This window comes from Psychromonas sp. SR45-3, from assembly GCF_014163575.1.
GTDB classification, from domain to species: domain Bacteria; phylum Pseudomonadota; class Gammaproteobacteria; order Enterobacterales; family Psychromonadaceae; genus Psychromonas; species Psychromonas arctica.
The window spans coordinates 21,466-48,324 of record NZ_JACJDP010000013.1 but is presented as its reverse complement, the minus strand read 5'-3'; the positions used below and the strand labels follow the sequence as shown (position 1 = coordinate 48,324).

At 38.1% G+C, this 26,859-nt stretch carries 24 protein-coding genes; 9 read left to right on the top strand and 15 right to left on the bottom strand.

Annotated elements, in window-relative coordinates; all coding sequences use genetic code 11:
• The first annotated feature begins 9 nt into the window (after positions 1–9).
• The 6 genes from ptsI to H5084_RS09265 all read left to right on the top strand — a co-directional run bounded on the left by ptsI (position 10) and on the right by H5084_RS09265 (position 5,149).
• Positions 10–1,731: a phosphoenolpyruvate-protein phosphotransferase PtsI gene (gene ptsI, locus H5084_RS09290; RefSeq protein ID WP_028867123.1), complete on the top strand. Its 1,722-nt coding sequence runs from the start codon at positions 10–12 to the stop codon at positions 1,729–1,731.
• Between the two features lie 70 nt (positions 1,732–1,801).
• Complete coding sequence (crr, locus tag H5084_RS09285) at positions 1,802–2,311, top strand: PTS glucose transporter subunit IIA (RefSeq protein ID WP_028867124.1); 510 nt, start codon at positions 1,802–1,804, stop codon at positions 2,309–2,311.
• Between the two features lie 253 nt (positions 2,312–2,564).
• Complete coding sequence (locus H5084_RS09280; protein ID WP_182690263.1) at positions 2,565–2,915, top strand: ArsC family reductase; 351 nt, start codon at positions 2,565–2,567, stop codon at positions 2,913–2,915.
• Between the two features lie 9 nt (positions 2,916–2,924).
• A complete protein-coding gene (dapE, locus tag H5084_RS09275) occupies positions 2,925–4,058 on the top strand; it encodes a succinyl-diaminopimelate desuccinylase (protein WP_182690262.1) in 1,134 nt (377 codons plus the stop codon).
• Positions 4,055–4,741, top strand: coding sequence for a M15 family metallopeptidase (locus H5084_RS09270; RefSeq protein WP_259396734.1), 687 nt, complete (start codon positions 4,055–4,057; stop codon positions 4,739–4,741). Before dapE ends, H5084_RS09270 begins: the two co-directional genes overlap by 4 nt.
• A 21-nt stretch (positions 4,742–4,762) precedes the next feature.
• Positions 4,763–5,149, top strand: coding sequence for a PilZ domain-containing protein (locus H5084_RS09265; RefSeq protein WP_182690261.1), 387 nt, complete (start codon positions 4,763–4,765; stop codon positions 5,147–5,149).
• Between the two features lie 201 nt (positions 5,150–5,350).
• On the opposite strand, the gene H5084_RS09260 is transcribed toward H5084_RS09265, so the two are convergent.
• Positions 5,351–5,833 (bottom strand): YajQ family cyclic di-GMP-binding protein, encoded by a 483-nt coding sequence (locus tag H5084_RS09260; protein ID WP_182690260.1) that lies wholly within the window; start codon positions 5,831–5,833, stop codon positions 5,351–5,353.
• 552 nt (positions 5,834–6,385) lie between these two features.
• Between H5084_RS09260 and H5084_RS09255 the strand changes: the two genes are divergently transcribed.
• Positions 6,386–7,360 (top strand): ketopantoate reductase family protein, encoded by a 975-nt coding sequence (locus H5084_RS09255; RefSeq protein WP_182690259.1) that lies wholly within the window; start codon positions 6,386–6,388, stop codon positions 7,358–7,360.
• Here H5084_RS09255 and H5084_RS09250 read toward each other — a convergent pair.
• From H5084_RS09250 to yejK, 6 genes are all read right to left on the bottom strand, one after another.
• Positions 7,314–8,321: an LPP20 family lipoprotein gene (locus tag H5084_RS09250; RefSeq protein WP_182690258.1), complete on the bottom strand. Its 1,008-nt coding sequence runs from the start codon at positions 8,319–8,321 to the stop codon at positions 7,314–7,316. The genes H5084_RS09255 and H5084_RS09250 overlap by 47 nt on opposite strands.
• An 81-nt stretch (positions 8,322–8,402) precedes the next feature.
• Entirely contained in the window at positions 8,403–9,647 is a 1,245-nt protein-coding gene (locus H5084_RS09245; protein ID WP_028867132.1) for a COG3014 family protein, read from the bottom strand.
• Between the two features lie 152 nt (positions 9,648–9,799).
• Entirely contained in the window at positions 9,800–10,399 is a 600-nt protein-coding gene (locus H5084_RS09240) for a penicillin-binding protein activator LpoB (protein ID WP_028867133.1), read from the bottom strand.
• 184 nt (positions 10,400–10,583) lie between these two features.
• Entirely contained in the window at positions 10,584–10,931 is a 348-nt protein-coding gene (locus H5084_RS09235; protein WP_028867134.1) for an HIT domain-containing protein, read from the bottom strand.
• 85 nt (positions 10,932–11,016) lie between these two features.
• Positions 11,017–11,883: a 6-carboxytetrahydropterin synthase gene (locus H5084_RS09230; RefSeq protein WP_182690257.1), complete on the bottom strand. Its 867-nt coding sequence runs from the start codon at positions 11,881–11,883 to the stop codon at positions 11,017–11,019.
• 33 nt (positions 11,884–11,916) lie between these two features.
• Positions 11,917–12,993, bottom strand: coding sequence for a nucleoid-associated protein YejK (gene yejK, locus H5084_RS09225; protein ID WP_182690256.1), 1,077 nt, complete (start codon positions 12,991–12,993; stop codon positions 11,917–11,919).
• Between the two features lie 251 nt (positions 12,994–13,244).
• On the opposite strand from yejK, the gene H5084_RS09220 reads away from it, so the two are divergent.
• Together H5084_RS09220 and H5084_RS09215 are read left to right on the top strand one after the other, a co-directional pair.
• Positions 13,245–13,469, top strand: a complete 225-nt coding sequence (locus tag H5084_RS09220; protein ID WP_028867137.1) for a DUF1414 domain-containing protein — start codon at positions 13,245–13,247, stop codon at positions 13,467–13,469.
• A 5-nt stretch (positions 13,470–13,474) separates the two neighbouring features.
• Positions 13,475–15,280 (top strand): DUF3413 domain-containing protein, encoded by a 1,806-nt coding sequence (locus tag H5084_RS09215; RefSeq protein WP_182690255.1) that lies wholly within the window; start codon positions 13,475–13,477, stop codon positions 15,278–15,280.
• A gap of 394 nt (positions 15,281–15,674) precedes the next feature.
• On the opposite strand, the gene H5084_RS09210 is transcribed toward H5084_RS09215, so the two are convergent.
• The 8 genes from H5084_RS09210 to H5084_RS09175 form a co-directional block, all read right to left on the bottom strand.
• Positions 15,675–16,295: a nitroreductase gene (locus H5084_RS09210; RefSeq protein ID WP_051368855.1), complete on the bottom strand. Its 621-nt coding sequence runs from the start codon at positions 16,293–16,295 to the stop codon at positions 15,675–15,677.
• A gap of 2 nt (positions 16,296–16,297) precedes the next feature.
• On the bottom strand, positions 16,298–18,220 hold the full coding sequence (locus tag H5084_RS09205; protein ID WP_182690254.1) for an iron ABC transporter permease: 1,923 nt from the start codon (positions 18,218–18,220) through the stop codon (positions 16,298–16,300).
• Positions 18,210–19,331 (bottom strand): iron-siderophore ABC transporter substrate-binding protein, encoded by a 1,122-nt coding sequence (locus tag H5084_RS09200; protein ID WP_259396733.1) that lies wholly within the window; start codon positions 19,329–19,331, stop codon positions 18,210–18,212. Before H5084_RS09200 ends, H5084_RS09205 begins: the two co-directional genes overlap by 11 nt.
• Positions 19,331–20,158, bottom strand: coding sequence for an ABC transporter ATP-binding protein (locus tag H5084_RS09195; RefSeq protein WP_220485937.1), 828 nt, complete (start codon positions 20,156–20,158; stop codon positions 19,331–19,333). Before H5084_RS09195 ends, H5084_RS09200 begins: the two co-directional genes overlap by 1 nt.
• Before the next feature lie 2 nt (positions 20,159–20,160).
• Complete coding sequence (locus tag H5084_RS09190; protein WP_182690253.1) at positions 20,161–22,365, bottom strand: TonB-dependent receptor; 2,205 nt, start codon at positions 22,363–22,365, stop codon at positions 20,161–20,163.
• Positions 22,366–22,569: 204 nt separating this feature from the next.
• Complete coding sequence (locus tag H5084_RS09185) at positions 22,570–23,799, bottom strand: MFS transporter (RefSeq protein ID WP_028867141.1); 1,230 nt, start codon at positions 23,797–23,799, stop codon at positions 22,570–22,572.
• Between the two features lie 387 nt (positions 23,800–24,186).
• The gene (gene pncB / locus H5084_RS09180; protein ID WP_028867142.1) at positions 24,187–25,407 is read right to left on the bottom strand and encodes a nicotinate phosphoribosyltransferase; all 1,221 of its coding nucleotides are present in this window, start codon (positions 25,405–25,407) and stop codon (positions 24,187–24,189) included.
• Positions 25,407–26,051 (bottom strand): isochorismatase family protein, encoded by a 645-nt coding sequence (locus H5084_RS09175; RefSeq protein ID WP_182690252.1) that lies wholly within the window; start codon positions 26,049–26,051, stop codon positions 25,407–25,409. The genes pncB and H5084_RS09175 overlap by 1 nt, the downstream gene beginning before the upstream one ends.
• Positions 26,052–26,859 lie beyond the last annotated feature (808 nt).

Sequence of the window (26,859 nt, the reverse complement as noted above, 5' to 3'; positions counted from 1 at the left end):
GGATAGGTTATGATATCTGGCATACTTGCATCCCCTGGTATTACGTTTGCAAAAGCGTTGTTATTACAAGAAGACGAAATTTCTCTCAATACTGAGAAAGTACGCAATATTGAACACGAAATTACTCGATTTGTTGATGGCCGAGCAAAAACTTCAGCTCAACTAGAAATAGTCAAGCAAAAAGCGCTTGAAACATTTGGTGAAGAGAAAGAAGCTATCTTTGAAGGGCATATAATGCTACTTGAAGATGAAGAGCTTGAAGAAGATATCATCGCCTATATGAAAAAAAATAAGTGCACCGCTGATTTCGCAATCAACTCGATTGTGGAAGAGAATGCACAAATGTTACAAGAATTAGATGACCCATATTTACGTGAACGTGCAGCGGATTTCCGTGATATCGGTAACCGTTTACTTAAAAATGTATTAGGCATCGAATTAGTTAACTTAAGCGACATTTCAGAAGAAGTTATTTTAATTGCTAATGACTTAACACCTTCTGAGACAGCTCAGATTAATCTAGATAAAGTGTTAGGCTTTATTACAGATATTGGTGGTCGTACTTCACATACGTCTATCATGGCGCGTTCATTAGAAATTCCAGCGATTGTTGGTACTAATGATATTACTAAATGCGTTAAAAATGGTGACATGATTATTCTTGATGCTTTGAATAATAAAATCATCATTAACCCAAGCAAAGCACAACTTGCTGAAGCTAAAGTAGTACGTGATGCATTCTTAGAAGAAAAAGCTGAACTTGCTAAATTAAAAGATCTACCTGCTATGACGTTAGATGGTCATCAAGTAGAAGTAGGATCCAATGTTGGTTCTGTAAAAGATACCGATGGTGCTAAAAGAAATGGCGCTGAATGTGTTGGTTTATACCGCACAGAATTCTTATTCATGGACCGCGATCAACTACCAACTGAAGATGAGCAATTTATTGCTTATAAAGATGTAGTTGAAGCAATGGAAGGTAAACCTTGTATTATCCGTACTATGGATATTGGTGGTGATAAAGACTTACCCTACCTAAATCTTCCTGCTGAATTAAACCCATTCTTAGGATGGCGTGCAATTCGAATCTGTTTCGACCGCCCTGAAATAATGAACCCGCAATTACGTGCCCTACTTCGTGCTTCGGCATTTGGTAAGATCCGTATCATGTTCCCAATGATCATTTCAGTAGAAGAAGTTCGTAAGCTAAAAGATATTTTAGAACTGTTGAAAACAGAATTGCGTAATGAAAATTTTGCCTTTGATGAAGAAATTGAAATTGGCGTAATGATTGAGACTCCAGCTGCAGCTGCGATTGCTCATCATTTAATTAAAGAAGTCGACTTCTTCAGTATCGGTACAAACGATTTAACACAATATACACTTGCTGTAGACCGTGGTAATGAACTAATTTCTGATCTATATAATCCACTTTCACCTTCAGTGTTAACTATTATTAAGACCGTTATTGATGCTTCACATGCAGCCGGAAAATGGACGGGTATGTGTGGTGAGTTAGCGGGTGATGAGCATGCAACATTATTGCTATTAGGTATGGGATTAGATGAGTTCTCTATGAGTGCAATCTCAATACCAACTGTGAAAAAAATTATTCGCAGTACTAATTTTGCGGATGCTAAAGAACTCGCTGATAAAGCTCTTTCAATGGCAACTGCAGCTGAAATTGAAGCCTTAGTTAACGATTTCAATCGCGCTAAAGGAATTAGTTAACTAATTAATTTTAAAGGTGATATAACATCACCTTTTCTTGCACTTTATCAAATATTCGGAGTTTACTAATATGGGTTTTTTTGATTCTTTAAAAAAAGCAGTAACAGGCAATACACAAACAGCTAGTACGATTAATATCATTGCACCACTTTCAGGTGAAATTGTTGCAATTGAAGATGTGCCAGATGTTGTTTTTGCTGAAAAGATCGTTGGCGACGGTATTGCAATTCGCCCAACAGGCAACAAAATGGTTGCACCTTGTGACGGTGAAATTGGTAAGATTTTTGAAACAAATCACGCATTCTCATTAGAGTCTGATACGGGTATTGAACTATTTGTTCACTTCGGTATTGATACAGTTGAGTTAAAAGGTGAAGGTTTCACTCGCATCGCTCAAGAAGGTCAAAAAGTTAAAGCCGGTGATACTATCATCGAGTTTGATTTAGCTTTCTTAACTGCAAAAGCAAAATCAATTTTAACACCTGTTGTAATCTCAAATATGGATGAGATTAAAGAGCTACAAAAAATGTCTGGTACTGTTGAAGTAGCAACGGATGTAGTATTAAAAATAGTTAAATAATCTTTTTAATTATTTAGATGTTTTCTTATTAAGAGTCGCTTAGACGGCTCTTTTGTTTTCTGCATTTTTAGCATTAACAATTTACTGATCTCCCATAATTACGCTTTAATAATTCTTTTTAAATACCCTTATCATTCAATATACACATACCATCCAGATCATGGGGGGCATATTCATCGCTATATATTTTTCTTCTCCTTCCTTACTTGTTACAATCCCCTATCTTTTTTATTCTAATACTTAAGTGCTTCTTATGAATACAATAATGTACGGTATCCCAAATTGCGACACGATTAAAAAAGCCCAAAAATGGCTTAATGAAAATAATATCTCGTTTACTTTCCATGATTATCGTAAAGATGGTTTAGATACCCAATTACTAGAACAGTTTTATCAAGTTGCAAGTTGGGATCAATTACTCAATAAGCGCAGTACTAGTTATCGAGCTCTAACTGAAGAACAAAAATCATCACTTGACGCAAAGACTGTTAATCCACTTTTTCTTGCATCACCAACACTGATAAAACGACCACTAGTGATCCACAATAACGTGGCCATCATTGGATTTAACGTTAACAACTATCAACAATTTTTTGCTGTATAAGGAAATACAATGACTCATTCCCCAGTGGTAAGCCTGTTACAGGATTTAATCAGCCGTCGTTCAGTGACACCTGAAGATGCTGGATGCCAAGACTTATTAATTTCACGTCTTGAAAAACTAGGCTTTGTCTGTGAGACCATGGAATTTGAAGATACGTTAAACCTGTGGGCAAGAAGAGGAACTAAAGCACCATTGTTTTGTTTTGCAGGCCATACTGACGTTGTGCCGACCGGTCCTGAGAGTAAATGGGCAACCCCTCCATTTGAACCGACTATCATTGATGGTATGTTATATGGACGTGGTGCAGCCGACATGAAAAGTGGTATCGCTTGTTTTATGTTAGGACTCGAAGCTTTCATTGAAGAACATCAAGATCATAAAGGTTCTATTGCATTGCTTATAACCAGTGATGAAGAAGGTCCATTTATCAACGGGACAACGCGTGTTATTGATGTGTTAGAAGCAAGAAATGAAAAAATTGATTACTGTATCGTTGGTGAACCTTCAAGCACCAACCATGTTGGCGATATTATTAAAAATGGTCGACGTGGTTCATTAACGGCAGATATTACCTTCAAAGGCACACAGGGACATGTTGCTTATCCACATCTCGTTAATAATCCGATTCACCTTGCGGCACCTACATTAACTGAATTAGTACAAACAGAATGGGATAAAGGCAACCAATACTTTCCTGCAACTAGCTTTCAAATTACCAATTTCAACTCAGGCACAGGTGCAAGCAACGTTGTGCCAGGTGATGCGGTTGTGCAGTGTAACTTCCGCTATTCAACAGAGTTAACAGCGGATATGATTACAGATAAAGTAGAAAGCATCCTCAATAAAGCAGGGTTTGAGTATGAAATTCACTGGACTTATAATGGGCAACCTTTCATTACTGAACCAGGATCATTAACCGATGCAGTTGCACAAGCTATTTTAGCAACCAACGGTATCACTACTGAACTATCCACCAGTGGCGGAACATCTGATGCACGCTTTATTGCGCCTACAGGTGCGCAGGTTGTCGAGTTAGGGCCTATTAATGCCACTATTCATAAAGTTAATGAATCAACCAATGTGCAACAACTTGATGAGCTTGTAGATATTTTTAAACTGACCTTGAAAAATTTATTAGCATGAGCCCTACAACCATGACCCCAATGCAGTTAACCGGACAGGTACAAACACATCTTATAGAGTTTGCACCTAACCGATTACTGCATAAAGAAGTCATTGCTGACTTTTCCGCTCTTCAACAGGCCGCGAAACGTGATGGGTTTACATTACATATTGCCAGCGCGTTTCGTAGTTTTGAGCGTCAGTTGCTCATTTGGAATAAAAAATATGCAGGTCTCACTCCTATTTTAGATAAACATGAAATTGCAATACAGAGTGATAAGATCAGTGAGATAGACAAATTATATAAAATATTACATTGGTCCGCATTACCTTCTGCCAGTCGTCATCACTGGGGCACGGATATAGATGTTTATGACCCCACTTTACTGCCCGCTGAACAATCTTTACAGCTACAAAAAAGTGAATATTTAGAGGGTGGTTACTTCTCAGAGCTAACGGCATGGCTAAGTAATAATATTGAACAATTTGGTTTTTATCGGCCTTATCAGTATGACCAAGGAGGTGTTGCACAAGAACCTTGGCATATCAGTTATTTCCCTTTGGCTGATGATTTTTTATCACAACTGGATTTAGATCTTATTTCCAACACCTTAAAGCAATATACTGTTCAAGGTGGATCGCTAATTCAGCAAGAGTTGCCTACCATATATAAACAATATATTTGCAATATAAACACACGGTAAGTATCCACTAAAGGAATAATCATGTCTGAACGTCGTAAATTTTCACGTATAAACTTCCAATGTCATTGTTCACTCATTTTTGATCAAGAAATTGCTACACATGACTTTGATGCTTCGCTGGTAGATATCTCATTTAATGGCGCATTAGTTGCCGTTAATGCCTTTGCACCGGATCTAAATCAACAACAGGTTCAGGTCATTCTTACGCTTGAAGGCTCTGAGGTACAACTACTACTAAATGGCACAGTGAGCCATCAACAAGATCAACTTTTAGGTATTCACTTTACTAAAACTGAGCTAGAAACGATGTCACATTTAAAACGATTGATTGAGCTTAATTTAGGTAATCATGATGAAATGCACAGGGAGTTCGAACAGTTGATTGAAATGCATATTGCTGACAATTAACCTGTTCTCTACCTGTTAAAGATAGTTTTTATGATGAATTAGTGGCCATCAACGAGTCGTATAAATGTTTAGTATTACTAGACATTCATACTTTACTTTTAATCGACTTGTACTCAAATGATGAAAGTAAAGCGGAGGTTGACTAAAAGCAGTGAACTAAACAGTATTAAATTGCTTAATTCACTGCTCAATCAATAAAAGTTAGTCTTTAAAGTTATTAAATTGAAAACCCATTCCTAGGTCACACTCTTTTACCAAGCGCATTGCTTGTTGCAGATCATCACGTTTTTTTCCCGTAACACGTAGTTGATCACCTTGGATCGAAACCTGAACTTTAATTTTACTGTCTTTAATTAATTTAACTAATTTCTTTGCAGTAGGTTGATCAACCCCTACTTTAAACTTAACTGTTTGAGACCAAAACTTACCCGATTGGTCACATTTCTCAGGATCCATTGCACGTGTATCGATATTACGCTTAACTAAATTAGCTCGTAACATGTCGCGTAATGAACTAATTTGCATTTCTGCTTCTGCTTCTAATTTAACAACTTCTTTGTTTAGCGTTATAGATGCTTTTACACCACGAAAATCGTAACGTGTACCGAGCTCACGACTGGTGTTATCGACTGCATTTTTAACTTCCACTAAATCAACTTCTGAAACGATATCAAATGAAGGCATTTTTGTTCCTTAATAAACAATTAAAATAATTAATAGCAAATTTACCAGAAAACCTCGCTAGCATCTATCACCCTACTGGACTTTGTTTAGGTATCTCTTAGGTTGATGCCATCTCTTGGACTACAATGTGCTCTCTGGGTCATTTCTAGTCAATCATCGAGTCTTGTACAAGATTGATTAGTAACGGGTATAATACCAACTCCGCTAACTAACTGATCATTAAATTAACGGGATTGATATATACCCATGCTACCTCAAGATGCAAAGTCAGCAAGGCAAATTGTACCGAGATGCTAGGCATAAAATTGAAGTATAGTTATTTTACATAAAGATTTTATAACAACGCAGATTGGTGCAAGTTGCCTTGCCCTACGGGGCGCAACCTCGAAAATCAGCCCTGCGTTGCAACAATCAAAAAGGGAATAACTATTGCCTCATGTTGCGCCTTGCTCTGGTATCCGAGGTTTCGCCTGGCAAAGCATCTTGAGGTGGCACGGGTATAATAAGGCAGAGTAAGCAGAAAATAATGACATGATAGAGGTAAGGGCAAGTATGATTCAAATTATTGGTGCTGGGGCAATCGGCTGTTTATGGCTGGCAAAACTACAACAGTCAGGCAGCGTTTGTCACCTTGTTTCTAGATCAAAAAACACAAACTCAACCTTACAGTTTACAGATTTATCTGGTAAGCAAAGTTTACTTACTGTTTCCATTAGTCAACAGCTATTAAATACAAGCGCTGAGCAGAAAAGAAGTACTATTCTAGTTTGTGTCAAAGCACAGCACGTTGTCTCTGCTTTATTAGCACAGCAACAATATATAGATAAAAAACAAACGCTTATTTTGATGCATAATGGTTATGGTTGTGCAGAAAAAGTCCGTAAACACTTCCCAAATAATCCAATCATCTGTGCGACTACGGCAAATGCAAGTTTACTCAATGCACCACTCGATATTACGCACACAGGAATTGGTCCTACTTACCTAGGTCCTTTTACAGATTTAGCGGCAGTGAAGGCTCAAACAAAGGAAAACGGACAATCAGCAACGCAGCTGCAGCATATTTTAATACCTGTTATTGAGCCACTGCAACAGGCAATGCCAGACGTATGTTGGAGTGAAGACATTGTCACAAAATGTTGGCTAAAGTTAGCCATCAATGCTGTTATTAACCCCTTAACAGCAATTCACCAAATACAAAATGGAAAATTGAAATATTCTGAATATACTGTTGTCATTCAATCTCTAGTTGCAGAAATTGTTGCCATTGCCAAAGCAGAACATGTTGATTTTGAATTACTCACTTTGCAGCAAAGCATCGATCAAGTAATCTTAGCAACAGCAAAAAACTTTTCATCAATGAACCGTGACATTTTTTATCATAGGCCGACTGAAATCGAATTTATTAATGGTTATTTAATCAAAAAGGCACGACAACATAACCTTGAGGCGCCTCTTTTACATGAGTTATACAATAAAGTTAAAGCGTTGGAGAATCGCTCAGCAATTGCTGAAGATAAGTATTAATATGCTCGTTTAGCTTATCTCTTAAACGCAGCTCCAATAACTCTGGTTGCTGCGAAGAGACTTTAATTGGCCAACGTTTACGGCTAATCACTTTTCCATTTTCTGAAAAACTCAGTTCATAACTTCCACGTAACCAGTACCATTGTTCGAGACGCGTTGGTTTAGTCACATCAATCGAGCTTGATAATTGTAAACTCGATGTATCAACAACTTTCACTCCCAATGTTGATAATCCTGCTTGTAATAAACTGCTATCTGTCTCGCTATCATCAGCAATGCTAACCTCTAAGGAAGCTAAGCTATTACGTATTAACTGTTCAATGTCTTGGCTAGAAACCTCAATAGGGATACCGCGTCCTCTAATATACGCTAGCTGTAAATCAGCCATTTTGCGCGAAACTTGCAGATCTCTAGCATTACGTAATGCGTTAACGGCTAAAATAGAATTGGGTGCGGTATTACGACTATACTCTATCAGCTTAAGCGCCTCTTGATCCGCTTCCATAATTACTTCTGTAAGGTTTTGTGCGGCACTAATCTTATGCAGCACTGCTAGCGCATAATATTCACCACTTGGGCTCAACCAAGTCTGTTTTATTTCAACGCCTGCAATTGCTTGATTTGTTTCCGTAGCAATATTACGTTGTAAACTGCTCGAACTCTCCATAGTGACACCTAAAGCACTTTCATTTTTGATTGCCTCGGTCAATGTATGTGTTTCAGCTTTGACATTAACGGAAAATATTTCAACTAAATTAGCAACCGCATTTTTACCCGCAAGTGTTCTACTTGATGCTTGTCCCACAGCCGTTAAATAGACATTACTTGGATAAGTAGTTTGCGCATGGTCAATCCAATCCGGTCGTTGTTTGTTATCTTGCTCTAGATCGCTCGATGATGAGCAAGCGGCAATAAATAACATTGATAATAAAATAGGTATCGAGAAGGTTATTTTGTTCATAAAAACTCCATAAAATTGAATCAGTAAAAACGATTGAATAAAAAATTTAATCCTGTCCTATGAGCCGCAATATATTTTATATCATTGCTCATAATGGAACACTTTATCGGACAATCCTGTACTTAAAATGACATGCTGCTTTAACGCGGCTAATTCCACGACACTATCACCTTGATGATTGGTTGATACAACAATATGATCAGCATCTGTTTCTAGATAACTAAACTGTATGGTTGCAGGTAACATATTCCAACTTCTCAAATCAGCTACCTCACTAAATATCGTTGCTAAGTTTGCTAGTATCCCCAAGATTGGATCTTTATCTTGCGCTTCCTTAACCAGTTGATATTTAGCAATAGCGCGCGTCGTTGTTAACAATAAAATGGAGGGATATTCTTTATCTAAATCTTCTCGTACTAGCTTATCTACATTTTCTACCACTTCACTGTTGATTTTCTGCTCATTGTCATTAATTTGATTGTGCTGATCTCGGTGCTGAACACTTGTGTAAGCAGGCATCGAAACTCTGACAATTTGCTTGCCATTAAAACTAGGAACCGCGAGACTTTGTTGCACTTTATTTGAAACAACCCCATCAAAATAAAGACCGAATACTTGGTGCTTTTTTTGCCTTACTTGCTTTAATTTACTCAGTACTGGATATTGTTTACTGTAATATTGGTATTGCGTGTCGTTGCCCATTTTATCACTCATGCGCAATAGGCCTAACTTCAATCCTCGAGGTAAGCTTATGTTACGTTCTTTGAGTATTTTCTCCGCTAATTGATAGCTAATAAATGCATTAGAACGTTCATCCAGTAACTCATAAATAATTGCAGACAACAAATGGGTACTGGCCAATTGACCATTCAAGGAGTCACTTTGTGCTAATTTTTTCATTTCAACATCGGCTTGCAGCATTTCAACACGAGCATCATCTATGCCGTTGTTAAATAAATAACTCAATGCCAACATGTTATGCACCATCACACGATCCGTAGGGTAGCCGCTGTAACGCCTAAATGTTTCATTGACTGTACCGGCAGCAACATTCTCCGAAATAGAGGTTGCTTGTAATGAGAGCATTTCATTTTTTGCTTTTAATAAAGAATCTATTGATAACTCAAATTCACCGGAAAGTAACTGCAAATAGCCTAGATTCAAATAGTACTGTGCAAAATCAGATTGATCGGGCTCTTTCTCACTCAGTATTGAGAGGATTTTTTCTGGGGGTTCTTGTTGAAGTTGGTTAGCCAGTTTAATATTGTTATGTTGAGCTGCGCAGCCCGATAATAAGCATAAAAGAACAAACATTATTTTGTGCATAAAGAGACCACTTTCAAATTAAATAAGCGCTAAGTAGAGCTTAATTAGATATACCCATTATATTCAACATAGGACATCAGCAAGCTGAGTGTGCACAGGTGCTAGTATAACGTTGTCTATCTAACGGGTATATGAATGTCGATTGAATATGCTTAACCGCGTAGTTTACTGTTTTTAACCAGTTTCTTGATTTTCTTCTCACCAATCCACACTTTACGATTATCTTTAATACTAATCAGCTCTAGATTAACTTGATAGAAGCGAACTTGAGTGCTGCCATCAACATCAATAATAGTGTTGATTTGACCTTGCATCATAAAATCAGCACCATATTCTTGGCCCATTTCTTTACGTGTTGCTTCAGAAGCATTTAAGTCTTGATCCGCTCGTTCATCACGAATTTCTTGACGGTTAGCAGAACTTGCTACAAATTGCACTTCACCTGAATTGATTAACTCACGCTCCATGTTCGCAATAAAGGTATTAGTATTGATATGCTCATGGCTTAAGTTTTTCACTCGGCCAACAATGACAGCAGGATCTTTACCTTCACTTTTAACAAATTTAGAAATCCAAGCGCGGGATAAAGAATCTTCGATCATTTCACGTGCGACTAATTGAGAGTCGGTATCATTCCATGCGCCACTTAAATCAATTTGTTGTTGGGCATCCAAACGCTCAACAGATGTTGAACAAGCAGATAAAATCACACTTGCTACTATTGCTAACCAAAAACTAGATTGTATTTTCATCGTAAATTCCACCTAAAAAGAATGATTGAAGATAACTGTAAATATTCATTAACCATGACATAAAAAATCATCTATTTACAGTAATGTGATTAGTTTATCTATTTGTAAAAGTATAATGAGCTTGTTTGACTTCATTGAGCCTCATTAGCAGCGAGTAATGAAAGTAAAACGTAAGCAGTCTATTTTAGTTCACCAATTTACCTAGAGCTTTACCACCTAACAAGTGTAAGTGAATATGGTACACCTCCTGCCCCCCATCAGCATTACAATTCATGATTAAACGATAACCCGATTCAGCAATCCCCTCTTGCTTAGCTAAATTTTTTGCAACGGTATACATTTTACCAATAAGAAACTCATCTTCTATTTCGATATCATTTGCAGTTGCGATCAATTTATTAGGAATGATCAAAATATGTGTTGGTGCTTGTGGTGAAATATCGCGAAAAGCAGTCACATATTGATCTTGATATAACGTATCAGACGGAATATCTTTATCAATAATTTTTCTAAATATGGTTTCTTCAGCCATCTTAAATCCTTAAAGCTAGTATTAAATTAATTTCTTAACGACAATTAAGTCTTTGCCGCACCATACAATAAAACAGGTAAAACGATTACAACTCTGCAATCGCCCCTTTACCAATCCCTTCATAAGCATAAACAGTCACATTGTTCTGACCTTCATCTTGCTTAATGGTTTCACAAATAAAGCGAGCTAACTCTTCAACCGTCGTGTCATTATTGAGTACTTCACAGCGACTCGCCGGCATCAATAGTTCGAAATATCCTTGCGCAGAATGATAAGCAGAACAATGCATAGGTACCGTTGACGCTTTAGGTGAAAAAGATAATAACGCAGGATCCAATAGGTCCTCATCGCTTGCTAAGTAGATATCTGTCCAACGTTGGCCCCACTTTTCAACCCATAGTTCACTGTATTGATCATTGATATAAATATCAATTTTTGAACGATGACCATGCGCAATTCGTTGACAATTTCCATCGTGCTTTTTCAATCCGTGAGTGTAGTGATAAAACGGTGTCGAGATCACTTCTGAACGTAACGTAATCGATAATCCGGTTATATTTTCAGGCAACTTAACTAATAACACTTGCTCTAAATAAGCCTCTAATACCGAGATAGTGACAGCGTCGCACTCTAATAAACAATAAGCTTGGTGCGGACTTTTTAGCTGAATAGCACTATTATCTTCAAGTACATAGTCAACTTGCGTTCGGTCTGCATCAATCGATATAGTGCATTGCTTTGCTGCCTTCGGCACGATAAGTTTATGATCGACTTCCGCGTCAATAATTGCTTTAATTTGTTTTTTGACTAATGAAAAATCTAATAGCATAGATTGTTCATTTAACTGTCCATCTAACACTACGTCGACTTGGTAACTTTCGCCTACAAAACCACGTTTATGGTCTAAATAAGTAGAGTCAATGACCGTTAAATCTCGTACAAATAATTTCATTCTTTAATCACTTTTTTAAATTAACAATCAACCCTAAAAAGGCGCTTTGCCATCGTCAGATATTTGTGTCGACTCAGTTTTGCTATCAGATTCGATTAACGCATCGCGTTTAAGTTGTTCACGAAGATTCGGTGGAATACCTTGAATAGTCAATGTATCGGAAGCTTCATCATAGGTGATCGAAGTACCTAAATGTTTTTGGTCAAAGCTGATGTTCATGCCTCCGCCTTGGCCTGTATACTTGGTTAACTTTCTCATTAATGCTCGGTCTGCAGGAAAGTTCTCTTCTAGTTGATAATCCTCACTAACAAAATCATAAAAACTGCCTTCTAGGCTAGAAGCACTTTTAAACTCTTCTGATAAACTCGATAGGTCAATATCTTCACCTTCTTTTAATTGTTCTTTACAATAATTTGAAGTGACTTCGCGCACCACTTGTTTTTGTTCAGTAGGCAGAGCTTGTTTTTCACAAAACTCATCGACCGCTTTTAACAACCCCTGATTTTGTGCTTTTGCATCAAACCCCTCTTTTGCACCCATAAAGTCTAAAAAGAAATCGGATACTTTTCTACCCACACGCCCTTTAATAAATGAGATATAGCGATTAGCTTCTGGATCGCGAGCTAATAAAGTGAGATCAATTCTGGCCACAAGTTGAATTTTACTGGTTTCAATATGCTGACTAACTTGTAGTTCTAAGTTTTCGTTAACACTAATAGATTGGTTATTTTGTAATAAAGCCACCAATAAATAATCACTGGTGGTCCAACTGTACTTAGTAATTAACAACACACCTTCTTCTGCGAAGTCATGCTCTTTTAATTCATTAACTAAGCACGTTGCTGCTTGTTGTGAAAAGCTAACGAAGTCTAACTCACCCGCTAACTCTTCTTTCAAAGCGCGTTGAAATACTTGTGGCTTGTCTGCTTCGGCTGCGAAATAAGCAAATGCTTTATTTGATTTACTTTGGTAACCACGGTGTAAGTCCATCACCAGTTGCTCAATAGAAGGGGAAATAGGTAATTCACCTTCGCGCATTTTACAATTTAAAACCCCTTCGCTATTGTAACTAAGAGAATGTAAAATGATGTTAGTAGCAGAAACGTTCATAGATAGAGAGACCTTATTGGAGCAAGTGAACTGAATTAGTAAATTATACACACCACGGCGGATCTTAAAATAGCAAATCGATGCTTATTGTTCGGATTCACTTTCATAATTCACAGGCTGATGTGCTAGAGAACACAATATGTTTGGTTAATTATCCGATTAACTTTAAAATTCCAGTCTTTAAGTGATTGGTATAATAATATGAGTGCGGTATCATATCGTAATTATTATCCCTTAATTAGAAGTTTATTATGCCAATTCAATCGAAATACTCTAGCCAAAAAATCGAAACTATTCTTGACCAGGTAATGGAGGTTTTACATGACAATGATGTGTCCGTTGATTTGAGTCTAATGATTCTCGGAAATAGCATTACACATGTTATTAATAGCCAAGTACCAACATCTCAACGTAAAGCCATTAGCGACAAATTTGTAAAAGCATTAAGTGCTTCTATTAATTTGAAAGATAAATAATAACAATGGTTGAAACGGGTCATAAATTCCACGATAACGTAGCCAAGCAAGTTGCTTGGGCTCACTGGTTTACATTTTTCAATATTGTTGCCATCTCTTTAATTAGCCTGCGTTATATCGCCTATTCAGGATTGGCCGATTCAAGCTTAGGAATTTTTTATCAATTCTTAAGCTTAGTTGGTCATTTCAGTTTTCTCGGCGCGATGGTCTTTGGCATTCTCTTATTTCCGTTAGCATTTATAGTCTCCCATAATTTGACCTATCGAATAATCTCAATTGTGATAGCAACCACTGCGATCACCTTTTTGATTGTTGATACACAAATTTTTCGGCTTTATGATTTCCATCTAAATCCACTTATTTGGCAATTTTTACAAAAACCGGAACAAGTTGAAGCAATTTATTCAATCAACCTTCACTATATTTCAATACCAATCACATTCTCATTGGAACTGATTTTTTCCTTTTTATTATGGAAAAAAGTACGAAAAATTCAGTCTAAACGTATCGGTAAGCCTATCGCGCTATTTTTATTTGCAGCTTTCGTGCTCACACATCTGGTTTTTATCTGGGCTGATGCCACGCAATATCGACCAATCACTCATCAAAAGTCACTTTACCCGTTATCTTATCCGATGACTGCGCGCACTTTTTTGACCAAACAGGGTTGGTTAAATGAAGATAAATTACAAAAAAATAGCCTAGGTCAAGCAGGTACTAATCAGCAACAACTGAGGTATCCGCTTGCCCCTCTCAGTTATGCAGAGCAGCCTACAACTAGCGTCAACGATAATATCTTAATTATTAATGTTGAGTCATTGCGCGCAGATATGTTGAATCCCAGCAACATGCCTAACTTAGCCGCATTAAGCGAACAAGGAATGAATTTTAAAAATCATTTCAGTGGTGCAAATAATAGCAGTCAAGGTGTGTTTAGCTTATTTTATAGCTTACCAAACAGTTATTGGAATTCCGTAACTGAAAACCATATAGCCCCTATTTTCATGACTGAAATAACTGAGCAACAACGCTCAATGGGTTTATTTTCCAGTATTGGTTTTGTTCATCCTGAATTTTTACAGAGTAGCTTTAGCCAGTTAAAAGAAACACCTGATGTGTATTACTCAAAAGCTGAAAACAACAATCAAGTCGTACAACAATGGATTAAATGGGCTGCTGCTCAACAATCAGATAAACCTTGGTTTAGCTATGTTTATTTAGAACAAAAAAATGATCATTTATTTGCTCAAGCAACGCATCGAACGATTCCAGAGCAAAGTGAAAACCTGTCTTTATATCAGTCCCAGGTTGCCACTATTGATACTCAGATCCAGCGTTTGATCGATACTTTAAAAGTTCAAAAACAATATCAAAGTACGATCATTGTGATCACTGGAACGCACGGCCAATCCTTTAAAGGTCAAAGTACCAATGATGAATTAATTAATGGTTCACATGTACCATTAGTGATTATTTGGCCAGATAAAACTCCTAAGAGTGTGTATAGAATGACTAGCCATGTTGATATTATGCCAACCTTGATGCAGGACGTTTTCTCAGTTACCAACCCAACCAGCACTTACAGCAGTGGCCAACACTTGTTGGATGATAATGAACGCCAATATGTGCTATCTGGTGACATCGATAATTACATCATTTATGAAACAGATAAAATCACCCAGTTCTCTGGCAATGGCGACATTGATAGTATTGATTGGCAAGGCGAACGCGTTGAAAAATCAGGACTTGAAAATGAATTTGATATTACTTTATTAATTGATGTGTTATCAAAATTACGTCGCTTCAATTAAAATTAATGGACTTAGTACATGAGCACTTGGGCTTAGAAACTCAGTTACTGTTGATAGTTTGTGAGACAAGGTTAGATTAAAACTAAATCGCTAACAGTTAATTAATGCTTAAAAGATCCGAATAGCATCGAATAACCTTTAAACCGCCTCTCCAATAAATAACGCCCAACATAAAAAGCCAATACAGTGTATTGGATTTTTTGTTTATCCAGTTCATACAAGCTCAACTCTTGATAAACTAACTAGTACCAATCTAAGTAATTATCTAGTCATTTATTTATCCTGATTGGTATAACTTGTATTGCGATTTTTCTGATCAACTGCCTTGTTTATAGTTTAGAACACACTTTTAAATGTTAGGTGTTGAAGATTTAATAATGAATATTTAGCGCGTTTATTCTGCTTCACTGAAGGTCATCGCCGTTGCATCAAATAAAGGACTTAATTGATTATCCCCCTGCCACTTGAAACAATGCGAAGCAACATCACTGCGCTTTTTTATACGTTGTTGTTTTTTAGTGCCAAGCATAATAAAAGCAACGGGCTCTTGTTGTAAAGTCAATCCAAACAGTCGATGCACGGCAGGTAACTCTGCCGCATCAGTGCTATACCAAATGGCTGCTACTTCTTCTTGCTCTGCAGCTAAGAGAATATTTTGACAAGCGGCGGCGGCGGCTAACACTTGGTCACGTCTTGACACTGCATGTGGCTCAACAATATCAGCAGAAACGAGCACCACCATCGGCGCGTCTTTCAAATAACTCGTTAAACGGCGAATACGTGCAGGTTCTATATGCTCAGCATGTTCAAGCCATGCTTGACACATCAATTCACACATTTCCCCCACTTGTTCAGTATCAACCACCACTAAATGCCAAGGTTTAATATTGCCATGGTCAGGTGCACTCATTACCGATTGGAAAATTCGCTTTAACTTAATGTGATCCGGAGCGGGATGTTCCATTTCATGGACATGGCACGAACTGCGCTGATAAATAAGATCTAATACTGACATCCTTACTTCCTTCTATAACCTAATAAAATTAAACAAATAAAATATAAACCACCGATGATTGACACCAATATGCCGCTGGCTATTTCAAAAGGAGCAATCAAGGTTCTGCCTAAACCGTCAGCTAATAATAATAACCATGCCCCCACTAGCGCACTACCTAACAGCAATACCCAATGACGCGTTTGTCCGAGCAAACGTAAAATATGTGGCGATAACAATCCAACAAAAGCGATCGCACCTACCGCAGCCACCGCAGCAGCGGTTAATAACACCACCAGCAATATGATAAATAGACGTAACTTCATTAACGGCTGCCCAAGTCGCACCCCCCAATCTTCTCCAAGAGTAAAAAGGTCAAGATGTCGCGATAACATTAATAAAGCGAAACAGCAGGGTAAGGTGACCGCCAGTAATAACCAGCCAATTTGCGCATCAGCACCATAGGTTGTACCCGTTAGCCATAATACAGTGACGGAAGCCGCCCCAGCACCAAAGGTCAGGACCATCGAAGCAATAGTGCCGCACCAAGCTGAAATCGCGATTCCTAGTAAAGCGAGTTGCGATACCCGTAATTGATATCGCATTACAATAAACAAAATACAGACAACAATAGCCGCCCCCACTAAAGCCCAGAAAAACAGGTCAACTCTAGAAGCGTCAGGCCAAATTTGTAAGGCTCCGATAATAAATAAAACGGATGCTGAGGTTGCACCAGAGATGTCAGGGCTTGCCATCGGATTTCTAAACAGGGCTTGTAACGCACACCCTGCCATACCAAGTCCCATACCAGCCATCACTGCAACAGCCATTCGCCATGCATTAAATTGGAAACCTAATGCATCAGGCCAAAATATCATTGCCGTGACAACCAGAAAACAAGCCGGCAGCACAAGGGCTATCGACTTTGGTAATTTAATTAATGCCGCTAAACCAAAACCACTTTCTTGCATCGCCATCGCTCCTTTTTTACGACTTAATAAATACAAGAAAAAAGGAATACCCAGCAATACGGTTAAAACGCCGGTAGGTAAGCGAAAACCAGACACTGGTAATGATCGAGAAAAGAGTTCTGCGATGACAACGAGTAATGCGCCAAACAGACTGGCACAAATCAACTGTTGCCGTGTTTTGTTAAACCCCAACATGCGAGCAATATGAGGCGCCATCAGCCCAACAAAGCCTAAAACACCAACCATCGCAGTCACTAAAGAAGCTTGTAACACGGCTATAAACAATAAAATGGCGCGCCAACGACGTACAGATAAACCCACCACATTAGCCGTATCATCACCTAAACTGAGCATATCCAGCTGACGATTACACAATATAGGTAACGCTAATAACAATAACGCGGGTAATAAAATAGTGAACACTAATTGGTCATCACTTTGTCCAATATTGCCACTGCCCCATAAAAACAAACCATCCATACGCTGCTCTGCATAGATCATAATCGCAGAAGACAACGCGCCAACGGCCAAACTCATCGCCATACCAATCAAAATAAGCTGTAATTTACCGCCACCAATTACCTGTGATAACAATAAAATCAACATTGCAATCACTAATGCAAAGACAAAAGCTGCAATCCACACTTGCCAAATAGTAGGTTCATCAATCACTAAATTGATCACCATCGCACCCAACAACGCCCCTGCGCTAATGCCAATAGTGGAAGGTGAAGCAAAAGCATTACCTAACGAGGTTTGTACTACTACACCTGATTGCGCAAGTAATGCGCCACATAACCCCGCCATTAATAATGTTGGTAGCAATAATTGATAAAAGTAAGTGATTTGATACATGTTTGTTAATACTGTTTGTTGATAGCTAACCCAAACAAAAACAACAACCATTAAACTAACCAACACAAGCAATGATTTTTTTAAAAGATCTTGCTCTAATCTTAAGAAATTAGTGATCATGTTGTTGCTCCAATAGCGCTTTAGTAAAAGCACGTGCCATACGAATAACAGACACAGGCCCCCCAAAACTCCACAATGACGGCACCGTATAAATATCTTTATTCTTCACAAAGTCATGTTCAGCCCACAGTGGTGAAAGCATCATTCGTTCACCAACACCAGCTCGTTCTTGAACTAAAATCAAAGCCGTATCTTGCAATAATTTAATTTGTTCTAATTGTAAATGTGTAAAGTCCTTGCCCGGTAACGTCATATCCCATTGATAATTAAGTCCTAGATGGCTAGCGATAGAAGCCGCTAAACTTCGTTGTGAGAAAACACGTAAACCATAACCCATGCCAACAAATTTTCCGTACGCTATTTTCTTATTGTGTAATCCCGCCTTAATGATCAGCAAACGTAGACGCGTTAACTCCGTATCCATTTCAGCTAACTGTTGTTTAGCTAAGGTTTGTTTACCCACTCGCTCTGCTAATAGCAGGTAGTTTTCTCGCATTTGTTGCATATATCGATAATTGGGCTGATTGAAGCGGGCAAATTGTTGCAATAACAAGGTCGGGGCAATCATCTTTAACTCATTAATTAAACGAGCATGACGAAAGGGATAGCCAATAATAAGGTCCGGCTGCTGTTGTAAGATCACTGGCAAACTAGGAAAAGCGCGATTACCGACTTCTCTAACACTATCTGGAATAGCGGGATGATTAGATTGCCAAGTCCGATAACCATTTTTTGACGTCATTGCGACGGGTTTTATGCCCAAAGACAACAACATTTCTGCAGCTGTCCAATTTAATGCAACAACACGTGGCAGTTCAACTAAGATGGAAGGAAGTGACAGTGCTAAGGCTGCGTCATCTGAAATATCAATGGAAGCTTCAAACTGGTTAATGCTTTGTTTATTAATGCTTAGTTCATTAATACTTAGTTCATTGACACTTTCTCTATCTATGAGGTTTTTATTTCCAATGTTATTGTTAATGACTTCATTGTTAATAACCTCCTTATTAATGGTGTTTTTATTAATAGCAGCTTGACCCATTTGGCTATACGCTAAGTTTGGCAATACGCCTAGTATACAAACAGTGGCTAACATAAAACGAGATAACATTAGCCTTGCCTCGTAGGGTCAGAGTCTACCGCTGTGATTAATTCAGGTTTCGCTGATGTTCTTGGCCATAATAATGCTTGCCCTTCCACTTCTACACGTGCAACAGAAGTATTATAAACTTCAGAAATACGTTCAGCAGTGAACACAACGTCAACATCACCTGCAGCCACTACCTTGCCTTTTTCTAACATAATAGCTTGATGGCTAAATGTTTGCGCATGGTTAAGATCGTGTAATACCCAAATGATAGTTTTTCCATATTGTTCGTTTAAGCGTTTCACAATATGTAACAACTCAACTTGATGGCCAATATCCAACCATGAAGTCGGTTCATCCAATAAAACGATATCAGTATCTTGTGCTAATACCATTGCCAACCAACACCGCTGCGCTTCTCCACCAGACAATGTTTCAATGGCGAGGTTTGCAAATTCAAGCACTCCAGCTTCTTGCATCGCCCAATGCATTTTTTGTTTATCTTTTTTGGTTAATGGCGCAAACCAACGGCGATGAGGGTGACGACCAAATTCAACGAGATCAGCCACCGTCAATCCCACTGGAGTGGCATGTCGCTGTGGTAGCATCGCTAATCTGATCGCTAAATCTGCACGGGAGTATTGCGCGACTCCCTTTCCAGATAACGTAATATCACCAGCACTGCTCGTTTCTAAGCCAGCAATGAGTTTTAACAAGGTACTTTTACCCGACCCATTAGGGCCAACTAAAGCGGTTACTTTGCCTTGTTGAAATTCGCAGGAAATATCATTTAAAATTAACTTGCCACCTAAATGGCAAGATAAATTATTCACAGTTAATAGAGCAGTCAACGTTAGAATGCCACATTGTAGTTAATAGAATAGGTACGACCTTGGCCCTGGAACTTAACCAAGTCAGAATTCGCAATCAAAGTACTATAAGTATCTTGGGCACGTTGAGACCATAACGTATCGTATTCTGTATTGAATAAGTTAGTAATACCAAACTGGACTTTACCAACTGGTAACTTAATGCCAGATAATAAATCTACCGTGTTATACCCTTCAAGCTTGCCACCACTTGCATCTTTATAATCAAACATTTGAGTGGTTTGAAGACGAGTAGCAAATTGTTCAGTATGCCAATTGAGATAAGCGGTTAACTTAGAAGGACTAGCGCTGGCAACTGACAAATCTTGCCACTCTCCATCCACCTTAGTTTCACTAATAATGTAATTAAAGTTCCCCCCCGTGCTAATTTCTTCTGTTAAGTAAAAGTCTAGTTGTGCTTCTAAACCATAAATATGTACTTTATCATCAACAACATCGACGGTTTGATCCGCTTTATTGTAATCAACTTTTTTATCAGAAATAGAGTAATAAGAAGCTAACTGCGCAGAAAATAATTCGTCATTAATACGGTATCCCAATTCAAGCGCATTTGTCTTTACTCCTTCTAATGGATTTTCAGAAACGTTAACGCTGCTGGCTACCGTGCCGTCTGCATTATAAACACCTTGTCCATAATATTTAGCTGGGTCAGGTACTTCAAAACCTTGCGAGAAGTTAAACCATAACTGTTGTTGCTTTGTTAATTTATAAACTAACCCTGCATTAACTAAGGTATTACCGTAAGCTTTTGTTCCCCCCCCTATTGCCTCTGCAGAGGCTAAAGAACCCGTTAATAATTTATATTGTTGAGCCGCGCCAACAAAATCACTTACTTTAACATTCGTATATTGATAGCGAAGGCCTGCGTGCACATTCAATGCAGAGTTAACGTCATAATCACCCTGTAAAAATCCAGCAATAGAGGTTGTTGCGATATCAGGGTAACGCCCTGCCGCACCAATACGGTTATTTATTAAACCGCTAGAAGCTAATGCTGTGCTGATATCATAATAAGTTTGAGTCGCAGAGAACTTTTCGTATTCAGCATCGATACCGTACACTAAGCTAAGTGCGTCAGTAGGTTTAGCAGTAAACACCAATTTTGAACCGACCACTTTAGTATCTTGCTCAGATCCCCCTAAAGAAGAGTTAGCAAAATCGGGAAATGGATTGAAACGTAATGATTCTGAGCGATAAAACAATTGTAAATTCATGGTCTGATTATAAAAATCACTATTAATGTAGTTAGCGGCGATTAAATAACGATCAGTTTGTGCTTGGTCATCAAGTTGGTAACCATCGACCATATTGATCTCTTGGCTTGGGTCAGAAATATTACCGTAATTCGCTCCGTAATCCACTCCATAATCACTATCTTGGCCACTATTATAATACTGCGCCATTAATTCCAGACGTTGCGTATCAGTAAGATCGAAACCTACACTACCCAATATATCTACTTGAGATACATACTGAGAGCTAGTTTGTGTGACATCTTGCAACACCATATCGCCGTTTGCATCATACATAGCATCAGAGTGGTCATAAGAAATTGCTAAACGAGCATCCAGCGTATCAGTACTTGTTGATAGAGCTTGAGCGACTTGATATTGCAAATCTTCACTATTATTAAACCCTGATTTAGCACCAACCCAAGTTTCACTATTACCCGATACGTTATTGCCTTTTTTGGTAATAATATTAATGATACCGCCAGTACTACCTCCGCCATACATAGCTGATGCACCAGAGATCACTTCAATACGGGAAATATTAAATGGGTTAATAGAATCAAATTGACGACTGATACTACGAGAAGAGTTCAATGAGATACCATCGATCATCACTAAGGTTTTTCTGCCTCGCATGTTTTGGCCAGAATTGGTTCGAGATTGACTGCCCATATCCAAACTTGGAATTAAGTTGGCTAATAATGCTTTGAAATCAACACCTGATTGCGCTTGCTCGGCAATTTGCTCTTCTTCAATGACCAACACCGTTGCTGCAATATCACTGATACTTTGCGCACTTCGGTTCGCGGTTACAACCATTGCATAACCTTCATCATCGACTTCAGCCTGAGCCAGTAACGGCATCCCTAACATTGCGATAACAATAGGATTTAAGATAAATTTAATTGATTTTGATTTTGATTGCGCTAGTTTCATGGTTAATTCCATTTATATAAATAAGATATTCACATTTAATATTGTCTCAGCTTTCAATACCTTGAAGCCTTACCGCTATAATTGGCAGCTTCATGCTTTACAGAGACCTCGAGTTAATTTTTTAATCTAGTGTTTAAAGTGCAGCTACACACTGTTTGTCTGAACAAGTGACTAATTCGTATTTATATTGTTAGCTTCCTCCCATTACACAGAACCTGAACTGAGTTTATCTAATACAGCAGTGCGTTCAGTGCTTCGGCTTGCTTGAAGGTAAATGGCAAACCAAGTCGCTAACATGCAACTAGTAAGCAAAATAAAACTCACTAACAAGGATTGTTCCCCAAGTAATAAAAGTGCCCCTCCTACTAACCCACCAAAAGCATTGCCCAAAGTATGTCCTTGGGAGACCGCCGCTGAGGTGCGCGCTTTATGAAACTGACTAGCATGCATCGCTAACGCGGTATACCAAGCAGGTGCCATCGATAACGCAGCACTGATCAAGATAACCGCAAGCATAAGTTGTTGTTGCAACACAAATAAGCAGCAACCTACAATCAAAGCGGTAGAAATAGTCATTAAGAAGATGGCCGGATAACGGCTAAGAAGACGATACACAATAAATAATGAAATCAGTGCGCTGGCACTGGCAGCAAACAACAGGTGAGCCGTCATCTCTGTCGCTAAATTGGCGCTGTTGTATTGCGCTAATAATAAAGGGCCGAGGCTAAATTGTAACTGTGATGAAAACAAAGAGAGTAAAAGTGCACTGATACACACAATCACTAATAAACGCTGGCTGAAAAAGGAAAACAATGGCGTCGGCGCAATTACTTTACCGTGGTTGATAGCTGTAAATGCCGGATCGAGGTGTTGTTTTGAATCATGACTGAAACAAGCAATGAGCAAAGCACAGACTGTCACCGTTAAAATAAACCATAAACTAAAATAATCATTATTAATTGGTACAAAAGTTAATAACGGTGCAGTCAGTCTTCCGACATTAGTTGCAATACTAGACCAAACTAAGCGTTCGCCTTTTATATCATCACGTGACAAACTAAGTTGGGCACTAGGAGTGATTGCGCTACAGAAAATACCGTGTAAGACACGACTTACACACAGTGCAAATAATAAGAGCGTCCCTGTAAGCTGGCTATATTGTAATAATAAAATAAAGCTAAGTTGAGAAATAATAAAACCCAATAATACCCATTTTACAACCACCAACAGTGATTGTTTCGCGCTAAAACGCTTATCTAACAAATGCCCCCATTGACCGCAGAATGCCATGAAAATAAGGGTACCTAAAGATAAAGGTAATGCTAATTGCAACGCAGTAAGTTGACCCTGTAACATCATCTTAGGGATCAGTATTAAAATCGCACCTTGCAATGCGCCTAATACCCAACATGATAAAACGGCCATCCCTTGCATTGCTTATCCTTAATAAAATTATTGATAAACCACAATCATTTGCGAATAGTTATCAGTTACATACATGGTATTGTAAATGATAACTATTGTCATTAATATTTTGTTTTATTATTGAACTTTTTTCAAAAACATAAAATATGACGTAGGGGATTAAAAGAAATGAATTAAAATAAACAAAAGGGCAACACAATTATAAACAGGACTGATCCGCTATTTAGCGGAATTGCTACTAGATGGCTAAGAATCACTAAGGAATAGCAGAAAATGTTACTGAACGTGAAGACCAACCAATGGAAAACACAATGTATTGTAATATCCTAAAATAAAGTGACTTGAAGTGAAGAGAAACAGGAAAAAAAGCGCCTAACTCCGTTAAGCGCTCAAAAATTATTTAGAGATTCTTACAATACTTGGGTCGATACCATATTGACTGGCGAGATATTGCAAATAACCTAGGTCTTCACACATACTTTTACCGGGCTCATCAGAAATTTTAGCCACTGGTTTACCATTAACCGAGATCATTTTAATCACAATACTCAATGGCACATTACCCACATCATTCATCAAATTAGTACCAATACCAAAAGAGACTTTAATACGCCCTCTAAATCGTTTCCAAATTTCAATCATGCGCGGGAAATCCAATGAATCACTGAATACCAGAGTTTTGTTGAGTGGATCTATTTCCATCTTTTGGTACAACGCAATGGCTTTTTCTCCCCAGACAAAGGGGCAACCACTGTCATGACGTAAGCCATCATAAAGTTTACCAAAATAAGGATCAGAGAAATCACGAATGAAAGAATCCATCGAATAACAATCTGTTAATGCAATACCAAGGCGTCCTCTATATTCCCTAACCCAACCTTCTAAGGCAGCAATTTGTGCATCTGCTAAGCGAGTAACAGCCTGCCAACTTTGAAACCATTCATGCGCCATCGTGCCAACTGCTGGCAAACCTAGCGTTCTCGCAAAATGTACACTGCTGGTGCCAAGAAAAGAGTCTGGTAGTTGTGTTTTCAAGGTTTTTAATACTTCTTCTTGCCAATCTTTACTGGCACGGCGTCTGGTACCAAAGTCGATAAAATTAAAGCCAGTCAAATCCCCTTCCGCTTTCAGCAATGCAATTTTTGAAGCTAACTTTTCACGTGCCACAAAAAGGTCAAAACCGCCACAATTAATATAAGTGTGTAATTCGCTAATGATCGATAATGCGTAAATTTCAAATAAACTGACATGCAACAAAGGGCCATCAAAACGCAAATTAATATTTTCACCATCGCAATGCAGGTGAATGAATTTCATGTTTAATTTAAAGATCCGTAAAAACTCAATAAAATCAGGTTTGATAAAAGACAACTTTGCTAAATAATCAAGTTCTTGCTCTGAGAAAGATAAGGTGCAGATATGTTCAAGTTGTTTTTGAATTTCAGGAATCAATGGAGTTAAATCTAATCCTTCCTTATTTCTACATGCAAACTTCCATTGCACATTAACAAGACGAAACTCAGCCGCGTGATAAAAAGCCTGCAACATGGTAATTTTATAAAAGTCGATATCCATTAAGCTATTAATCAACCAGCGATCTATTTTTTCATTACTCATTAAAGCTCCAATTCCTGACTATTAGTGATCAGTTTTGCGCCTGCATTTTGCATCGTCTCACAGGCAGTTTTAGTCGATTCACTGTCAACACCACGACATGCGGCTAAATTAACAATAACTTGAAATCCAGCTCGGCAAAGCTGTAATACAGATGTTTTAACGCAATAGTCAGTGGCTAATCCACCGACAATAACGACTTCAATTCCCCGTTGCTTTAACCATTCAATAGCACCAGTACTTTCAGTTTCCGCAAGATCGTGATAACAAGCACCATAGGGATGCTTAAATGGTTGCTCTCCTTTTTTCACTAATAAGTCGTAATCAGCTTCATTAGGTAAGCCTGGAATTAACGTATTTCCTTTTGTCCCCACCACACAATGAGCGGGCCATTTAATATCTAAATCAGGATATTCGCCTTCTACAGGGGTCATCACTTGGTCAGAAGATTCTGCTATCCAAGGAGCTTGTGCTGGGTGACAATCTTTACTGACTAAGCGATAACGCGTAAATACAGCCTGTGCATTTAACTCTAGTGCAATAAAATCTCCCTCAATAATGGGTAATTCATCAGGACACAACGGAGTAAAGCCACACTGAGGATCGATATCAAAACTGGCCGTGATCGATTTTTCAATTTTGATCATTGATGACTCCTATTATTTTTATGATGTTTGCATCAGATTAATGTACCAGATGTTGTCCCGTATTAATTTGAACAACGGAGATTATTTTATTAAAGCATTTATTTTTAGAAAATACGCTGACCAAATTATTTTATTATCTGCTTCAAAACCAGAAAATTAGACTATTGGAGGATGATCAAGCTTGATAGGTTAAAGCCTCAAAGCTTTATGCCATTATGATTTATAACGGATCTTTCATTAGCAAGTCAGTCGCTTTAATGATGAATTTAAAAAGACAGCAGTTTACTCCTGCTAAACATAGCTGGCAACACAAGCAAAAAAATGACAGTAAACCCAAAACGATAAATGGCGACATGATGAGATTTTCAGTGGCAGTGACAGTGACAATGTCCCCCCATCATTTAGTAATAATTTAAATGCTAAAATAAAGCCCATTAACATAATGCCCTAGATAACAACATGCTTAGCTACACGCTTAACAACGTTGATTGCTACCTATCAAACCTTGAACTTATCTATAAAACATTTATCTTATCGTTAACCTTATCGATCGTTAGTTGTCAGACAACAATTGCGATTTTTCATAGTTTTTTATAATTTTGTGTAGTTTTATAAAAAATTAAAAAAATACGTGATTCCTCACAAATTAAATCTTGCGGTTAGGCCATTAAAAATCGATTATTTAGTATGCAATCAGTTTCTATTCGCCATAGTAATGCTAAGGTATGCGCCATTTTATTGAGCTATGCACACTTTCAATGACATAAATTAATTTTTATGATGGTTTATGTAGCCTATAGGCCGAACT

Excerpts from the sequence above, each read along its gene's own strand:
- ptsI (WP_028867123.1), top strand. The coding sequence starts at position 10 with ATGATATCTGGCATACTTGCATCCCCTGGTATTACGTTTGCAAAAGCG.
- crr (WP_028867124.1), top strand. The coding sequence starts at position 1,802 with ATGGGTTTTTTTGATTCTTTAAAAAAAGCAGTAACAGGCAATACACAA.
- H5084_RS09280 (WP_182690263.1), top strand. The coding sequence starts at position 2,565 with ATGAATACAATAATGTACGGTATCCCAAATTGCGACACGATTAAAAAA.
- dapE (WP_182690262.1), top strand. The coding sequence starts at position 2,925 with ATGACTCATTCCCCAGTGGTAAGCCTGTTACAGGATTTAATCAGCCGT.
- H5084_RS09270 (WP_259396734.1), top strand. The coding sequence starts at position 4,055 with ATGAGCCCTACAACCATGACCCCAATGCAGTTAACCGGACAGGTACAA.
- H5084_RS09265 (WP_182690261.1), top strand. The coding sequence starts at position 4,763 with ATGTCTGAACGTCGTAAATTTTCACGTATAAACTTCCAATGTCATTGT.
- H5084_RS09260 (WP_182690260.1), bottom strand. The coding sequence starts at position 5,833 with ATGCCTTCATTTGATATCGTTTCAGAAGTTGATTTAGTGGAAGTTAAA.
- H5084_RS09255 (WP_182690259.1), top strand. The coding sequence starts at position 6,386 with ATGATTCAAATTATTGGTGCTGGGGCAATCGGCTGTTTATGGCTGGCA.
- H5084_RS09250 (WP_182690258.1), bottom strand. The coding sequence starts at position 8,321 with ATGAACAAAATAACCTTCTCGATACCTATTTTATTATCAATGTTATTT.
- H5084_RS09245 (WP_028867132.1), bottom strand. The coding sequence starts at position 9,647 with ATGCACAAAATAATGTTTGTTCTTTTATGCTTATTATCGGGCTGCGCA.
- H5084_RS09240 (WP_028867133.1), bottom strand. The coding sequence starts at position 10,399 with ATGAAAATACAATCTAGTTTTTGGTTAGCAATAGTAGCAAGTGTGATT.
- H5084_RS09235 (WP_028867134.1), bottom strand. The coding sequence starts at position 10,931 with ATGGCTGAAGAAACCATATTTAGAAAAATTATTGATAAAGATATTCCG.
- H5084_RS09230 (WP_182690257.1), bottom strand. The coding sequence starts at position 11,883 with ATGAAATTATTTGTACGAGATTTAACGGTCATTGACTCTACTTATTTA.
- yejK (WP_182690256.1), bottom strand. The coding sequence starts at position 12,993 with ATGAACGTTTCTGCTACTAACATCATTTTACATTCTCTTAGTTACAAT.
- H5084_RS09220 (WP_028867137.1), top strand. The coding sequence starts at position 13,245 with ATGCCAATTCAATCGAAATACTCTAGCCAAAAAATCGAAACTATTCTT.
- H5084_RS09215 (WP_182690255.1), top strand. The coding sequence starts at position 13,475 with ATGGTTGAAACGGGTCATAAATTCCACGATAACGTAGCCAAGCAAGTT.
- H5084_RS09210 (WP_051368855.1), bottom strand. The coding sequence starts at position 16,295 with ATGTCAGTATTAGATCTTATTTATCAGCGCAGTTCGTGCCATGTCCAT.
- H5084_RS09205 (WP_182690254.1), bottom strand. The coding sequence starts at position 18,220 with ATGATCACTAATTTCTTAAGATTAGAGCAAGATCTTTTAAAAAAATCA.
- H5084_RS09200 (WP_259396733.1), bottom strand. The coding sequence starts at position 19,331 with ATGTTATCTCGTTTTATGTTAGCCACTGTTTGTATACTAGGCGTATTG.
- H5084_RS09190 (WP_182690253.1), bottom strand. The coding sequence starts at position 22,365 with ATGAAACTAGCGCAATCAAAATCAAAATCAATTAAATTTATCTTAAAT.
- H5084_RS09185 (WP_028867141.1), bottom strand. The coding sequence starts at position 23,799 with ATGCAAGGGATGGCCGTTTTATCATGTTGGGTATTAGGCGCATTGCAA.
- pncB (WP_028867142.1), bottom strand. The coding sequence starts at position 25,407 with ATGAGTAATGAAAAAATAGATCGCTGGTTGATTAATAGCTTAATGGAT.
- H5084_RS09175 (WP_182690252.1), bottom strand. The coding sequence starts at position 26,051 with ATGATCAAAATTGAAAAATCGATCACGGCCAGTTTTGATATCGATCCT.